Source organism: Actinoplanes italicus (assembly GCF_003001815.1).
GTDB lineage: Bacteria > Actinomycetota > Actinomycetes > Mycobacteriales > Micromonosporaceae > Actinoplanes > Actinoplanes italicus.
Window position 1 is genome coordinate 88,563 of record NZ_PVMZ01000006.1, and the last position, 15,111, is coordinate 103,673.

Annotated in this window: 13 protein-coding genes; 3 read left to right on the forward strand and 10 right to left on the reverse strand. The window is 69.8% G+C overall.

Annotated elements, in window-relative coordinates:
- Nucleotides 1-28 precede the first annotated feature (28 nt).
- Both CLV67_RS16595 and CLV67_RS16600 read left to right on the forward strand, forming a co-directional pair.
- Nucleotides 29-529 carry a SigE family RNA polymerase sigma factor gene (locus tag CLV67_RS16595; protein ID WP_106319837.1) on the forward strand — a complete coding sequence of 167 codons (501 nt, stop codon included), beginning with the start codon at nt 29-31 and terminating at the stop codon, nt 527-529.
- The gene (locus CLV67_RS16600; protein ID WP_106319263.1) at nt 526-1,323 is read left to right on the forward strand and encodes a hypothetical protein; all 798 of its coding nucleotides are present in this window, start codon (nt 526-528) and stop codon (nt 1,321-1,323) included. The genes CLV67_RS16595 and CLV67_RS16600 overlap by 4 nt, the downstream gene beginning before the upstream one ends.
- A 25-nt stretch (nt 1,324-1,348) precedes the next feature.
- On the opposite strand, the gene CLV67_RS16605 is transcribed toward CLV67_RS16600, so the two are convergent.
- From CLV67_RS16605 to CLV67_RS16635, 7 genes are all read right to left on the reverse strand, one after another.
- Complete coding sequence (locus CLV67_RS16605; protein WP_106319265.1) at nt 1,349-2,932, reverse strand: RICIN domain-containing protein; 1,584 nt, start codon at nt 2,930-2,932, stop codon at nt 1,349-1,351.
- Entirely contained in the window at nt 2,929-3,525 is a 597-nt protein-coding gene (locus tag CLV67_RS16610; RefSeq protein ID WP_106319267.1) for a pilus assembly FimT family protein, read from the reverse strand. The genes CLV67_RS16605 and CLV67_RS16610 overlap by 4 nt, the downstream gene beginning before the upstream one ends.
- Nucleotides 3,525-4,934, reverse strand: coding sequence for an Ig domain-containing protein (locus tag CLV67_RS16615; RefSeq protein WP_106319269.1), 1,410 nt, complete (start codon nt 4,932-4,934; stop codon nt 3,525-3,527). The genes CLV67_RS16610 and CLV67_RS16615 overlap by 1 nt, the downstream gene beginning before the upstream one ends.
- On the reverse strand, nt 4,924-6,468 hold the full coding sequence (locus tag CLV67_RS16620) for an RICIN domain-containing protein (RefSeq protein ID WP_106319271.1): 1,545 nt from the start codon (nt 6,466-6,468) through the stop codon (nt 4,924-4,926). The genes CLV67_RS16615 and CLV67_RS16620 overlap by 11 nt, the downstream gene beginning before the upstream one ends.
- Nucleotides 6,465-7,127, reverse strand: a complete 663-nt coding sequence (locus CLV67_RS52690; protein ID WP_203736835.1) for a PulJ/GspJ family protein — start codon at nt 7,125-7,127, stop codon at nt 6,465-6,467. Before CLV67_RS52690 ends, CLV67_RS16620 begins: the two co-directional genes overlap by 4 nt.
- 23 nt (nt 7,128-7,150) lie before the next feature.
- On the reverse strand, nt 7,151-8,842 hold the full coding sequence (locus CLV67_RS16630) for a putative Ig domain-containing protein (RefSeq protein WP_106319273.1): 1,692 nt from the start codon (nt 8,840-8,842) through the stop codon (nt 7,151-7,153).
- Between the two features lie 75 nt (nt 8,843-8,917).
- Nucleotides 8,918-9,916: a polyprenyl synthetase family protein gene (locus CLV67_RS16635; protein ID WP_106319275.1), complete on the reverse strand. Its 999-nt coding sequence runs from the start codon at nt 9,914-9,916 to the stop codon at nt 8,918-8,920.
- A gap of 66 nt (nt 9,917-9,982) precedes the next feature.
- On the opposite strand from CLV67_RS16635, the gene CLV67_RS16640 reads away from it, so the two are divergent.
- Entirely contained in the window at nt 9,983-11,149 is a 1,167-nt protein-coding gene (locus tag CLV67_RS16640) for an acyl-CoA dehydrogenase family protein (RefSeq protein ID WP_106319277.1), read from the forward strand.
- Between the two features lie 23 nt (nt 11,150-11,172).
- Here the strand turns inward: CLV67_RS16640 and CLV67_RS16645 are convergent, their stop codons facing one another.
- From CLV67_RS16645 to CLV67_RS16655, 3 genes are read right to left on the reverse strand one after another with little or no spacing between them, the layout of a single operon-like run.
- Nucleotides 11,173-12,807 carry a VWA domain-containing protein gene (locus tag CLV67_RS16645; protein ID WP_106319279.1) on the reverse strand — a complete coding sequence of 545 codons (1,635 nt, stop codon included), beginning with the start codon at nt 12,805-12,807 and terminating at the stop codon, nt 11,173-11,175.
- Nucleotides 12,804-13,874 (reverse strand): hypothetical protein, encoded by a 1,071-nt coding sequence (locus CLV67_RS16650; RefSeq protein ID WP_146169192.1) that lies wholly within the window; start codon nt 13,872-13,874, stop codon nt 12,804-12,806. Before CLV67_RS16650 ends, CLV67_RS16645 begins: the two co-directional genes overlap by 4 nt.
- Complete coding sequence (locus CLV67_RS16655; RefSeq protein ID WP_170153897.1) at nt 13,871-14,923, reverse strand: serine/threonine-protein kinase; 1,053 nt, start codon at nt 14,921-14,923, stop codon at nt 13,871-13,873. The genes CLV67_RS16650 and CLV67_RS16655 overlap by 4 nt, the downstream gene beginning before the upstream one ends.
- Nucleotides 14,924-15,111 lie beyond the last annotated feature (188 nt).

Sequence of the window (15,111 nt, forward strand, 5' to 3'; positions counted from 1 at the left end):
TCCGATCGACGCGGGAAGGGGTGTGGCGGTGCGCGACGACGCGTTCCACGCGTACTTCGAGCGGCATCATGCCTCGCTGTCCCGCCTGGCCTATCTGATGACCGGCGAGTCCGAGGTCGCCGACGATCTGGCCGCCGACGCGCTGACCGAGGTGTGGCGGCACTGGGACCGGGTGAACGCCGCCGACGACCCGGTCGCCTACGGGCACGGCATCGTGATGAACCTGGCCCGCAACTGGGTGCGCCGTCGCGGCCGGGAGCGGCTGCTGTCGTTCGAGTCGCTGCGCCGCGGCCGTGACCCCGATGTGCCGGCCGTCCTCGACGTGCGCGGCGCGCTGCGCCGGCTGCCGCACCGCAGGCGTGCCTGCGTGGTTCTGCGTTACGCGTTCGACCTGCCGGAACGCGAGGTGGCGGCGATACTCGGGATCTCCGTGGGCGCGGTGAAGAGCGCGACGTCCCGCGGGGCGAAGCAGCTGGCCGAACTACTGGGAGACCACGTCCGCATCGACGGCTGGGAGGCGGCACGATGAAATTCTCCGACGACCAGCTACGGTCCGCGCTCCGGTCCGAGGCGGCCACGCACCGCCCCGACCGCGACGCCATGCTGGATCGGATCACCACGGCCGCCATGCAGGACACCGGCCACCGCCGGCGGGGCCCGCGTGTCCGGGTGGCCGCCGCGGTGGCCGCCGTGGTGGTCGTCTTCGGCGGCGGCGGGGTCGGGACCTGGGCGCTGGCCGGTGGCGACGACCGTGAGGAGGCCGCCCCGGCACCCACCGCGGCACCGGTGACGACCGCTCCCAGCCCGGTCAACACCGACCCGGTCAGCCTCACCCCGACGACGCCGGCCACCACGAAGCCGACGCCGGCCCGGACCACGCCGTCGTCCCGGCCGACCACCGCGAAGCCGTCACCCACGCCGACACGGGGGCGGCCCGGGAACACCCGGGTCGAACAGGGACCGCTGTGGTCCGACGGGTCGGTCGATCCGGACAGTGGTGACACTCAGGGCGCGAGCATCGTCACGCTCAAGACCACCGCGGAGCTGACGTCGCTCGAGGTGGTGATCCGGGTGGCCCGCACCGACGGCCTGGCCTCCCGGGGAGGCACGAAACAGACACCGGGCGCAAGCGTCACCACCAGGGTCGACGAGGAACCCGGCGCCTACCTGTATCGCTTCACGCTCTCCTCGGCGGACACGCTGGCTCCGGGGACGTACACGTTCACGGCGAAGTACACGTACCCGTCCGGTGGCCGCGACGCCGGCGGCGACACCTATGAGGCCACCGCCGGCCCGCTGAACGTCTACGGCAACTTCTACTGATCCGGCTCTGTCAGCCGGATCGGTTTCAGTCGGTCTCCTTGACGTCCTTGAGGGCCAGCGCTGCGATGACGTTCTGGTCGGCGTTCCACTTCTGCAGGGTGGAACCGCTGCACTCGGCCACGTAGATCTTGCTGATCCTGTCGGTGTCCGGGTGGTACAGGTCGGCGCCCGCGGGGTCCTTCGGATCGCGGGGCTGCAGGCAGTACTTCCCGGTGCCGTCGACGATCTGGTAGCTGGTGGCGTACTTGTCGGTCTCGCCGTACACGGTCCACTTCTGGTTGGCGTTGCCGGTGCAGGTCCTCGTCTGCACGTACTGGCCGAGCCCCGTGGCGGACGGGCTGGTCAGGCAGTACGGGGTGCCGCTGTACGTGGTGCTGATCGTTCCGGAGGCGTGGTTGGCCCTGTCACCGGCCAGCGCCGGATCGAGCGCGGGCAGCGCGTACCGCTGGTTCCAGGTGACGTTGGCCGGGTTCGGGTTCTGCTTGCAGGGCCAGGCGATCAGATAGCCGAAGCCGACCTTCTGCTCGGTGACGTCGAGACAGCGGCCGAACTGGTTGTAGTTGACCAGCTGACCGACGGCCCGTCCCTCGGCGGATCCCGCCTTGCCGGCGCCGACCGCCGCGTCCGGTGACCACCGCCGCGCGTTGACCGAGCCGGTGTTGCAGTAACTCGACCCGACGATCAGGGCCAGCTTGCTGTTCGCGGCCGCGTCGGTGACCCGGTAGAAGCACGACCAGTCCCACCCGGTGCCGGCGGTGAGCTCGGAACCGACGAGTTGCGCGCTGTCGTTGAAGCTCCACTGCTGCCGGTACAGCGACGGCCTGGTGCCCTGGCAGGGCTGCAGCTTGACGATGTTGCCGGCGGTGTGGGTGGTGCCGGCGTCCAGGCACAGGCCCCGCGGCCGGGACGGCTTCTGCGACGCGACCAGGACGATCTGCAGGGTGTCGGTGTACGCCCACGTCTGCGCGACCGCACCGGCGCTGCACAGCTGCATGGTGACCTCGGTGTCCGGTTCCGGGTCGCCGGAGCCCGCGTCGATGCAGTGGTCCTTGACGCTGCCGCTGGTCCGGTAGGCGTGGATGAGCCCGCCGTAGATGTTGGCGTTCGTCGTGTGCAGCACGTAGGTGCCGCTGAGGGTCCGGGTGGCGGTCCGGCCACCGGCCACGGCCTTGCCGACCGACGTGAACCGGGCGTAGGCGGGGACGTACTGCGGCCCGTTGACGGTCACGCAGGAGATCGCGTTGTCCGTGAGCCAGTTCGCGTCCTTGCCCTGCGGGTCGGTGCGGTAGTACGAGACCGCCACCGTGTACGAGGAGGCATTGCCGGCCCCGACCGTGCCGGAGAGCGGAGTGCACGGCAGCGCGGCGCGGGCGCCCTCCTCCTCACCGGTGCTGCCGTTGATCCGTACCGCGCCGCGCACCTGGCCCAGGCCGACGTCGAGCCCGGCCTGGGCGGCGTGCAGCGCCAGCACCCGGCGCGAGTTCAGGTTCGAGTTCGCGATCGCGTTGACCACCATGTTGGTCAGCAGGCCGCTCAGGCTGACCCCGACCAGCGTGATCAGGACGGCGATGGGGAGCGATCCGTCGTCCCCTCTACGCCACCTCCTCATGAATCCACTCCCCTGGCTTCCGTGCAGGTTTTCGCGTTGTCGTCGGCGGTGGCGTTGAGCGCCGTGAAGGTGATGTCGCTGACGCGGCTGGAGGCCGACTCGCCGAGGCCGGCCTTCGACGTGAAGGTGACGCGCAGCCGCTGGTAGCGGAACGCGTCCAGGGCGTTGGCGTCGGCCGCGCTGACCTGGAACGGCTTCGGCGAGGTGGTCAGTGACGCCAGGGTGGTCCAGCTCGTGGGTGACAGCGGGACCGCGTTCTTGACCCACTGGCGGCGCTGCAGCTCGCTGGTCGACGTCCGCAGCCGCAGCTGGACACACGTGTCCACGTCGTCGAGGTTCACCAGGTACTCGACGTAGTGGTCGCCGTCGACCACGCCCTCGTCGCTCACGCTCCGCGCGTACCGGATCTCCTTGTCGAGGGTCCGGAAGGCGGTGGAGACCTGGTTCTGTGCCTCGATCTCGGCGTCGGTGGAGTTGAACGAGCGGTAGATCTGCACGATCGCGACGGTGGTGACCGCCGTGACCACCCCCATCAGGGTGGTCGCGACGATCAGCTCCGCCAGGGTGTAACCCTCGTCGTCCCGCCGGCGCATCACGTCACCTTCCAGGTGGCGCTCTTGTTGACGATGGCGCCGGCCGAGTCGGTCACCCGGACCGCCACGGTCCAGCTGCCGGTCGCGGCCGGTGTTCCGCTGACCACACCGGTCGAGCCGTCCATGGTCAGGCCGGTCGGCAGGTTGGTGGCCACGTACGTGTAGGGCTTGAAACCGCCGGACGCCGCGATCGTGATCGTGGCCGCCGTACCGGCCGTCAGGGTCTGCCCGGCCACGCTCATCGCCAGAGCCGGCACCGAGAAGGTGAACGTCTTCGACGCGGCCTGCTGGTAGCTGTCCGTGACGGTGATCGTCGTGCTGTAGGTGCCCAGTTTCGCCGGGGTGCCGGAGACCACGCCGGTGGCTGGCGCGATGCCGAGCCCGGGAGGCAGGCCCGTGGCGGTCCAGACCAGCGCCGGTGATCCGCCGGTGGCCGCGAACGTCCTCGTGTACGCGGTCCCGCCCGCCGCGGTCAGCGTCGCGGTGTTGCTCGTGCTGATCACCGGCAGCGCCCTGATGTTCCAGGTCCAGGCGACGTAGTCCTGCTGGTCGTAGACGTCGGTGACGACCACGCGGGTCGCGTAGGTGCCGGCCGCCGCCGTGGTGGGCGTGCCGCTGACCGTCCCGGTCGAGGAGTCGATCGAGACGCCGGGCGGCAGGTTGACCGCCGACCACTTGAGGTCGCCGGTGCCGCCGGAGGACTGGAACTCCAGCGTGACCGGCAGGGTGACGTCGTTGTAGAGGGTCGCGGCCATCACGGTGGTCAGGTCGAGCTCACCGGCGTCGGTGTTGGTGTTGAAGACCGGCTCCTCGGTCTTGCTGCCGATCAGGGACGAGCTGACGTACGCGCACTCGCCGCCCTCACAGAGCAGGCCGGGCCAGGTGACCGCCGTGACGACCCGGTAGAACGGGATCACGTCGCTCCGCCCGGCACCCCCCGCGGCGGCCGTCGAGACGCACTCGGAGGTGGTCCCGGCCGGCCGCACGCACGTACCGATGTAGAAGTGCTGCCGGTAGGTGAGCCCGTTGAGGGTCACCGGGAGCGGCTCGGTGGGCAGCACCGCGGAGGCGCCGTCCCCACCGGCCGCGTCGGCGTCGTACGCCAGGTCGGTGTAGCCGCTCGCGAGCATGCCACCGACCGCTTCCAGCGGACTGTTCCACTGCGCCCGCACACTGTTCTCGTCGCGGCCGGTCAGGAGCGCGGCCACCTTGAGGGCGTGCACGCGCTCCATCGCGTCGTCGGCGAGCTGGATGGCGATCTGCCGGTCACCGTGCAGGTGGGTGAGCCGGGTGGTGCTGACGAACAGACCGGTCAGCGACGCCGTCACCACGAGGACGACGACGATCGCCACCGCGGTCTCCACCAGGGTGAAGCCCGCTTCCGGGTCGGTCCGTACGTTACTTCTCATTGACGTCGGTGATCGGCGTCAGCTTGTTGATGTTGGCAGGGGCGTTCCACTTCTGCAGCTCGGAGCTGTTGCACTTCTCGACCTTCACCTTGCTGGTGCCGTCGCTGTGCGTGTCCTTGGGGGTGGCGTTGAGATCGGTCGGCTGCAGGCACAGCTTCCCGGTGGTGTCGACGATCCGGTAGCTCGTGGCGTAGCTGTCAGTGGCGTAGTACACGGTCCACAGCAGCTCCTTCGCCAGCGTGGTGGAGTTCGGGTTGCAGGACACCGTCGTCACGTAGACCTTGGCGCCGTCGCTCTGCGGCGACTTGAGGCAGAAGTAGGCGCGGTCCGCCTCCGCCTTGGTGATGTCCCTGGTGACGGCGAGCGGGCCGGTCTTGCTGGTCGCGGGCGCCACCGGGATCGGCTGCTTCCAGATCTGGTTCCAGTCGACAGCGCCCTTCGGGCTCTGCTTGCAGAACCACGCGATCATGTACGACTGGTTCGTGTCCTGGTTGGTGACGTCCAGGCAGCGGCTGAACTGGCGGTAGTTGACCAGCTGGTTGGTCCGCGCCCCGGCCATGCCGGCGCCGACACCCGCGTCCGAGCGCCAGATGACCAGCGTGCTGTCGCTCCCGCAGCCGTTGAGAATGATCGCGGAGCCCACGGTGCTCGCGGCCTTCATGTTGATGCAGTAGCTCTCGATCCCCTGCGAGGGGCTGGTCGAGTGGAACCGGCTGCTGCCGTCCAGGCTCCACTGGAACTCGGTCGAGTTGGACGCGGTGGGACAGTTCTTGAACGCGACGGCGAGGCCGTTGGCGCGCTTCGTCTCGGCCGGGGCGAGGCACATGCCGTAGCCCCCGTTCGCCGTGTTCTCCGAGTTGATCAGCTTCAGGTACAGGTCGGGCGTGTAGCCGAACTGCTGGGTGGCGCTGCCGTTGCACAGCTTGGCGGTCAGGGCGGCACCGGCGGCCGGCTTGTTCGAGCCGGCGTCGAAGCAGAGGCTGCCGACGCTGGACGACGCGATCTTGATGGCGCCGCCGGGGATGTTGTTGTTACTGGTGGAGAAGACGTAGGTGGCGCTCAGCGTCCGCGACCCGGCGGACTGACGGGTCGGGTCGGTGGAGTCGGCGTACTGGGGTGACAGGCCCTCCGAGGTCACCGTGGCGGTCGCCGGCACCTTGGACAGCGGGCAATCGATCTTGTTGCCCTCCTGGTCGAAGTACTTGATCGTCACCTTGTACTTCAGCTTCTCGCCGGTGCCGTCGACACCGGCGTCACCGGTGACCGTGCACTGCGGCATGTCCTCCAGCTGGCCCTCCGGAATGCCGTCACCGTTCTCGTCGACGGACGCGGCGCGGACCCGGGCCATCACGACGTCCAGCCCGACCTGGGCGCCGTTGAGGGCGGTGTTGCGGTCGACGATGCCCCGGGTGGTCTTGATCTGCTGGAGGATGACCGGCAGGAGCATGGCCGACATGACGATGCCGACGGTCACGACCATCACCGCCATCGGCAGCGAGCCCCGGTCGTCCCGGGAGAAACGAAGCGAGATCATGTGGTCGGCCTTCCCTTGCTGCAGTCGCTCGTCAGCGATCCGCTGGTGATCCTCTTCGCGAGGTCGCGGTCGATGTTCTGGGTGGTGTAGATGCTGTCGAACGGCAGCGTGACCTTGCCGGAGTTGACGGTGAACCGGAGCCGGATCTGCACGTACTGGGCCTCGAACGCGGTGCCCACGCCGACCGGGTTGGAGCCGGACAGGGCGTACGACTTGTCCTCCGGCATGTAGATCTCGACCGGGCCCTTCGTGGCGTCCGCGGTCACCCCCTCGGCGATGATGAACGGGGTGCCGGGGGTGGTCGACGGCTGGTTCCAGGACGCCATGGTCAGCACGCCCTTGTTGAGGACGACCTGCCGGCACGGGTACTGCCGCACGTTGTTGCTGTCGGTCACCGGCGGCAGCGCGTACTCGAAGTACCAGCGGCCGTTCACCGCCTTGGCGTCGGAGATCCACGTGGCGTACCGCAGCTCCTTGTCGAGCCGCCGGAAGCTGACGTCGATCCGATCGCGCACGGTGACCGTCTCCTCGGCCCGGTTGACGCCCGAGTAGATCTGGATGATCGCGGTCAGTGTCACGGCCGTGACCACGGCCATGAGACTCGCCGCCACCATGACTTCCACGAGGGAATAGCCCCCGTCCTCGCGACGGCGTCGCATCCGGTTCTCCTTTCCGATGAGATTCACGCGATGGTCCAGACGAACGTGGTGATGGCGGTCGAGATCGGCTTGGTGCTGACCGCGGTCACGGTGACCAGGTAGGTGCCGGCCACGGTCGGGGTGCCGACGAAGGCCTCCTTGCCGTTGTTGTAGGTGACGCCCGGGGGCAGCCCGACCGCCGTGATCTTCACGTTCTTCGCGTCGATGTTCGTGACGACCGGCACGGACACCGGCTGGTTGAGCGTCGAGGCCACGGCCGGTCCGGGCGCCGCGAAGTTCACGTCGGTCAGAAGGCCGTTGACGTCCAGCTCGAACCGGGTGCTGACGGCCATGCCCAGGCTGTCGGTCACCTTGACCGTCGGCAGGTACCGGCCGGCCGTGAGCGCGATTCCGGTGATCTTGCCGGTGGAGGCGTTGATCGAGAGCCCGGCCGGCAGATCGGTCACGGTGTAGGTGTAGGCGCCGTACCCGCCCGAGGCGGACACCGTGATGTTGGCGGCGGCGGCGACGTTCACCGACTGGGTGGGCGGCGCCGGAAGCTCGAGCTTCGGGTAGACGGTGTGCGTGAAGGTGGTCTGACCGGCGACCTTGTTGACGTCGGTGGCCAGCACGGTCGCCGTGTAGGTGATGAGCGCGGACCCGGTGATCGCACCGGTGGCCGGGTCGAGCGTCATCTCGGCCGGCAGCCCGGTGGCGGAGAACGTGTACTTCGGGGTGCCCGTGGTGTCGCCGCCGGTGGCCGCCGCCTGGATGGTGATCGACTGTCCGACGGAGCTCCGCGGTGCGGCCGGCGACAGGGTCACGACCGGCGGGTTGACCACCCGGATGGTGATGTTCGACAGCTTGTGCGAACGGCCCTGGGCGTCGGTGACCTCCGCGGTCGCGTTGGTGACGGTGCCCGCGGTGGTGGGCTTGCCGGAGATCAGGCCGGCCGAGTTGCCGGTCAGTCCGGCGGGCAGGCCGGTGAACTTCCACGTGTTCGGCAGCGAGCCACCGGTGGCCTTGAACGTGTACGACTGCGTGTCGAGGCCAACGTAGAAGACGGACATCGGGTTGAGGGTGGTGTCCCGGATGACGGGCGAGGGGCGCTGGAAGTTGAAGATCGGCTCACTGGCGCGGGAGACCAGGGTCGAGGCGATGTACGCGCAGCGCCCACCGGTGTCGGCGCAGCTCTTGTGCGGCCAGGTCTCCAGCACGACGACCCGGAAGTACCGCAGGACCGTGGTGGCGTCCGCGGGCTTCTTGGTGGCCGTGTCCGGGTTGACGCAGTCGTCGGTCCACTCGAAGTAGACCTCGCAGCCGCCGACGATGACGGTCTGCTTGAATTCGATGCCACCGAGCGTCAGCGTCTTCGTCTCGGTGGGAAGCGCGGCTTCGGCACCGGCCGAGGCGTCGACCTTCGCGTCGGACTCCATCTTCATGCTGTCGAGGTACGGCTTGAGCCGGCTCTTGAACGGGCTGTCCTGAAGTGCGGTCTTCCACTGATCGGCGGTGGCGGTCGTGCCCCGGCCGAGCAACAGCGCCTTGCCCTCCAGCGCGCGGATCTGCTCCAGCGCGGTGGCCGCGATCTGTGACGCCTGACGCTCATCGCGTTGCTGTGACACCGCGGACGTGCCGTTCACGAAGAACACGCCGATGCCGGCCATGGCAACACTCAGAACCGCCAAGGCCACGATGAGCTCGACGACGGTAAAGCCCTCGTCTTCGCTTTTCATCTCACTCCCAGCTGTGCACTTCCCAGAGAATTGGCACAGCGTCCATCGGCACTGGGCCGAGGGAGTGAAGGATTCTCAGCCGGTGCGATCCGCGATGTATTCGCAGAGCTGCTCGAGCGCCCGGCGGGCCGGGCCGGCGGGCAGGCTGCGGGCACTGGTGCGGGCCGCTTCGGCGTAACCGTGCACGGTCTCCCGCGCCTGCTTCAGCGCCGCCGACTCGCGCAGCAGGCCGAGCGCCTCGGCGTGCTCCTCATCGTCGGTGAGGGGGCCCTTCGACAGGAGTTCGCGCAGACGGGGGCTGCCGGCCGAAGGGTCGGACAACGCGTAGAGCATCGGCAGGGTGGGCACGCCCTCACGCAGGTCGGTGCCGGGGGTCTTGCCGGACTGGGCGGTCTCCGAGGCGATGTCGAGCAGGTCGTCGGAGAGCTGGAAGGCGATGCCGATCGCGGTGCCGTACTCGGCCAGCGTCTCGACGTGGTGTGCCGGCAGGCCGGAGAAGAGGCCGCCGAACCGGGCCGAGGTGGCGATCAGCGAGGCGGTCTTGTCCTCGACGGCGCCCAGGTGGTGACGGATCGGGTCACCGCCGCGCGGACCGACGGTCTCGGCCAGCTGCCCGCGGACCAGCTGGGCGAGGGTCCGCGCCTGCAGCCGGACCGCCTCGTCGCCCAGGCCGGCGGCCATCTGCGCGGCCCGGGCCAGCAGGAAGTCACCGACATACACGGCTATTCGGTTGCTCCACCGCGAGTTGGCGCTGGCCGCGCCCCGCCGCAGCGGCGCCTCGTCCATCACGTCGTCGTGGTAGAGGGTCGCCAGGTGGGTCAACTCCATGAGCACCGCGGCCGACAGCAGCTCGGGCCGGGTCGGGTCGCCGAGCTGGGCGCAGAGCGAGACGGTCAGCGGGCGGAAGCGCTTGCCGCCGGCTCGCACCAGATGCGCCGCGGCCTCGTCGATCAGCGGGTCGGGGCTCGTCACGGCGGCCCGCAGCTCGGTCTCCACGTCCGTCAGGAAGGCCGCGACCGCGTCGCGGACGCCGGGATCGACGAGGTCGCTGAGTCCAGGTATCGAGGCCGCCATGATCAAGAGGCTAGATCATGGCCTCTGAGAGAACGCTGACGAGCCCGGCGGTGCAGAATCAGGGGCATGACCATCACCGATCCGCTCGATCTGCTCGACTTCGACAGCCTGCTCAGCGACGAGGAGCGGCAGATCCGCGAGACGGTGGCGCGGTTCGTGACCGAGCATGTGCGGCCGCACCTCGCCGACTGGTTCGAGGCCGGCACGTTCCCCCGCGAGCTCGCTCCTGAGCTGGGCAGGCTCGGCGTTCTCGGCATGCACCTGGAGGGCTACGGCTGCGCCGGGACCAGCGCGGTGGCGTACGGCCTGGCCTGTCTGGAACTGGAGGCCGGTGACTCGGGGCTGCGCAGCTTCGTGTCGGTGCAGGGCTCTCTCGCGATGTTCTCGATCTGGAAGTACGGGTCGGAGGAGCAGAAGCTCCAGTGGCTGCCGCGGATGGCGGCCGGCGAGGCGATCGGGTGCTTCGGTCTCACCGAGCCCGACTTCGGCAGCGACCCGGCGAACATGCGCACCCGGGCGGTTCGCGACGGCGGCGACTGGATCCTGAACGGCTCCAAGATGTGGATCACCAACGGCAGCATCGCGGACGTGGCGACCGTCTGGGCCCGTACCGATGAGGGGATCCGGGGTTTTCTGGTCCCCAAGGACACACCCGGGTTCACCACCCGCACCATCAAGCGCAAGCTGTCCCTGCGCGCCTCGATCACCGGTGAGCTGTCGCTCGACGACGTCCGGCTGCCGGCATCCGCGCAACTGCCCGGCGCACAGGGGCTCGGTGCGCCGCTGAGCTGCCTGAGCGAGGCCCGGTTCGGCATCGTCTTCGGCTCCACCGGCGCCGCGCTGGACTCGCTGCGCGCCGCGATCGGCTACGCGAACGCCCGCGTCCAGTTCGGCAAGCCGATCGCCGCCTTCCAGCTCACCCAGCAGAAACTGGCCGACATGGCGGTCGACCTGAACACCGCGGCGCTGCTCGCCCTGCACCTGGGACGCCTCAAGGACGCCGGTGGCGTCAAGCCGCACCAGATCAGCGTCGGCAAGCTGAACAACGTGCGCCGGGCGCTGGCCATCGCCCGTGAGTGCCGCACCATCCTCGGCGGCAGCGGCATCACGCTGGAGTACTCACCGCTGCGCCACGCCAACAACCTCGAGTCGGTGCTCACCTACGAGGGCACCTCGGAGATCCACACCCTCGTGATCGGCCAGACCCTCACCGGCCACGCCGCCTACCGCTGAAGATCAAGTCCGGCTGGGTTTTGCTACTGGTAGCCGCGGATCTGGCAGAACGTCTTCGTGAGGTCGCCGCCGCGCCGGGCGTCCCACAGTTCGCCGCCGCTGACGGTGGCGACCCGGCGCATCTGCCCCTCGGCGGCCTCGCCGAACAGCACCGGGAACACCGGGACCGGCTCGGCCGTGGCCGGGCGCTGCCGCACCTGCTTCTCGAAATCGGCGAGGACCCGGCCGCGGTTGCTCTCCCCGTCGGTCATCAGCACGATGCTGGCGAACCGGTTGCGGTCGGCGGCGCCGTCGATCTCCCGGTAGGCGGCGAGCAGCGAGTCGTAGACCGCGGTGTCGCCACCGGCCCGCAGTCTGCCGGCCGCGGCGCGCAGCAGGTCGCGGGACGGCTGCGGTGCGGCAGCGTCGACGGTGTACCGCTGCGGTGCCGCGGGTCGCGAACTGAACGGCAGCAGGATCACCTCCTCACGGCTGCGGAACCGGCAGTGCTCCCCGGTCAATGACGTGTTCACCCCGGTCAGGCCTTCGAGGGCGGCCTTGAGCTGCTTGAGCCGGCCGTCCTTCGCCATCGAGCCGGACACGTCCAGCACATAGACGGTCCGCGACGGCCGCCGCAGCCGGTCCTGATAGGCGGTCAGCAGCGCCTCGATCGCCGCACGGGTGTCCGGGAAGGACAGTTCCACCGGCGCGGCCGGCAGATCGGACGGCAGCGCGACCCCTGTGGTGCCCGGCCGCCGCCAGGTCCGCGCCACGATCTGCTCCTGCGCCACACGCCCGCGCAGATAGGCGGTGAGCCGCTCGTGCGCGTCACGCGCCCCGGTCGGCGCCGAGGTCAGCAGGGTCAGCGGATAGTCGGCGCTGACCACGCCGTCGCCCGGCCGGATCACCGTGAGCTGCTCGGACAGCTTGCCGGACGAGTTCAGTTCCAGCAGCGACGCCTCGTAGGTGATCAGCCCGTCCACCGCCGGACCCGGATCGGTGCCCGCCATCCGCCCGAGGAACGCGTCGGTGAGCCAGCCGGACGACCCGGCGGTGATCCGCTGTCCACTGAAGAATCCGGTGAGCGGGGCGGCCACCCGGTCGATCGCTGCCGCGTCGAGCGCCCGGCCGCTGCCGTCGAGTGCCGAGGCGACCGCCACGAGCGCCGAGAAACCGGTGTTGGAGGTGGCCGGGTCGGTCATCGCGAAGGTCAGCTCGCCCCTGCCGGCGGCGGCCGCGATGTCCTTCCAGGTGGCCGTGCCGGCGGTCCAGCCGAGCCGCTGGGCGGTGGCCGGACGGACGCCGAGCACCACCGGCGAGCCCATGATCCGGGTCGCGTTGCCGAGCCGCTGCTTCGCCTCGGGCAGTGTCTCCAGGTAGCGGTTGGAGGAGAACCACAGTGCGTCGTACTTCCCGTCGGCGCCGCCGGTGGCGACCCGCTCGGCGCCCTCCAGGCTGCCGATCAGGTCCAGTTGCACGGTGACGCCGGTGGCCTTGGCCGCCTCGTCGAGGATCGGCTGCATGTCGGCCAGCTCGCTGCCCGCGAGCACCCGCAACGTCGTGGCCGGCCCGGAGACCACCGGGGCCGGGCCGGTCGGCGGGGTCCTCGGCGGCTCGGGCGACGCGGTGCAACCGGCCAGCAGCACGGTCGTGGACAGGACGGCCAGGAGTCGTCTCACTTCGGGCACCGGGCGGCCTTCCGCTGGTCGGCCAGCGCGTCGAGCATCTCCTCGAGCACCTGGTAGTCGGGCGGTTCGACGACGACCGGCGGGTTCGGGCGGTCGTCGAGGCGGCGGCCCTGCGGACGGAAGCCGTACTCGACGGCGATGTCCTTGAGCGTGTCGTCGTCGCGCAGCAGCCTGCCGATCTCGCCACCGGCCGGGGTCAGCGGCACGAGGGTGTGCCAGGCGTAGACCGTCGGGTTCGGGAACAGCAGCACGTTCTCGCCGCCGGCCGGCACCTTCTGGTCGGAGACCGAGTCGAGGAACTGCGACTCGTAGATCAGCGCCATCGGGATGCGTTCCGCGCCGCCGGTCAGGTACTCCTCGAACAGCACGCCGCTGGTGTTCGGTTTGGTGCCCTGGTCGAGGACGAGCCGGCACAGGTCGGGCATCAGCTTCGGCACGGCGTCCGCCCCGCCGACCGGGCGGCCGTCGTTGAGCGCCGCCGACGCGATCGACAGGAACATGATCGCCGAGTTGGAGTCGGCCGGGTCCGTGGTACGCAGCATCACGACGTTGCCGTTCGGGGAGCCCTCGTTGATCGCCTTCCAGGTGACACCGGCCCGGCTCATCTCGACCAGCTTCGCGATCGAGACGACATCACGCCCCTTGACCGTCTCCACCACGTTCTTCCTGCGCAGCACCTCGACGGTCGGCTTGAAGGTGGCCACCACCATCACCGACGAGAACGGCTTGTACGACTCGGTGACGTTGCGGCCTCGCATGATCTTCTCGGCCGTCGGGGTGCTGGACGGGAACGCGAAGTCGTAACCGGTGGCGACCCGCTCCGCCATGTCCCGGGAGCCGTCCGCGTCGATCCGCAGCGTGAACCCGGCGCACCCGAGAGCCTCGACGACCCGCGCGTCGGACAGGAACGCCTCCTTCTCCGAGCCGACGATGCCGCTGACCTCGGTCCGGGTCGTGGCGCAGTCGCCGGCCACCGCGTCGTCGTCGCGGGTCACCTGCCAGACCACGACGAGGATCAGCAGTACGGCCACCACGACGGCGAGCAACCGGAGTCTCATCGGGTCGCTCCTCGGTCGATCATGCGAGTGGAGTCGTCGGCACCCGCCGCGGCGGGCCGGACACCCCAGCCGAGGAAGGCGCCGGCCGCGGCGAGGGCCGGCAGTGCCCACAGCACCGACGTCGCGTCGAGCAGGCCGGCCGAGACCAGCGCCACCCCGGCCCCTGCCCCGAGCACGCCGCCGCCGGCCGGCCAGGCCACATCGCGGGGCAGCCGGGACGGCGTCGCCGCTCCCGGGTTCAGGGCCGCCCACGCCTCCTCGCCGAAGTCTGCCGCGCTGGCGTACCGCTGATCGGGTTCTTTGGCCAGGCCCTTCTCGACCACCCGGCGCAGCTCCGGCGGAACCGACGGCGGCAGGGCCCGCGGCGGGTCGAAGAGGTGCGCGCGTAGTGGGAACGGCATGCCGGTGTCGCCGAACGGCAGCTTGCCGGTCAGCGCCTGGTAGAGGACGACGGCCAGTGAGTAGATGTCGGCGCGGTGGTCGGACTGCGTGCCCAGGAGGCGTTCCGGGGCGATGTACGACGGGGTGCCGACGATCTGGCCGCCCCGGGTGATCTCCGGGTCGGCCGTGTCGATGCGGTGCGCGATGCCCCAGTCGAAGAGGTACGCGTGATCGTGTCCCTGCCGGTGCCCGCGCTCCAGCATGATGTTCGACGGTTTGACGTCACGGTGTCGCAGGCCCTTGGCATGCGCGGCGGCCAGCGCGGACGCGATCTGCTGCACGATGTCGACGGCCCGCGCCGGGTTCAGCGGGGCGGTGCGGATCTCCTCGGCCAGGGTGATGCCACGGATCAGGCGCATCGCGATGTACGGCTGGGGCGTCGCCGCGAAGTCGTAGACGGCGATCACGTACGGGTTCTCGATCTCGGCGGCCAGACGCATCTCGCGCAGGAAGCGTTCACGCAGCTCGGGGTCGAGAAGGGCGGCGGAGGTGAGCAGCTTGAGAGCGACGGTACGGCCGGTGTGGCCGTCGACGGCCTCCCACACCTCACCCATCCCGCCCTTTCCCAGCAGCGTGATCTTCTGATAGCGGCCGCTCTGCTCGGGCATTTCCACTCCGGACGGCATCGAGGTGCTCGGGACCGGATAGTACGACCGCCCGGCCTGCCAGATATCCGCTGAAATCAGTGCCAAAGCGCACGGCGGAGAGAGCTGTTCATCGATCGTTCATCCTTGCGTCGCACCGCCCGAGGGGCCGCCCCTGCGAGCCGTACGCGTGACGCATGTTTATGATCTTG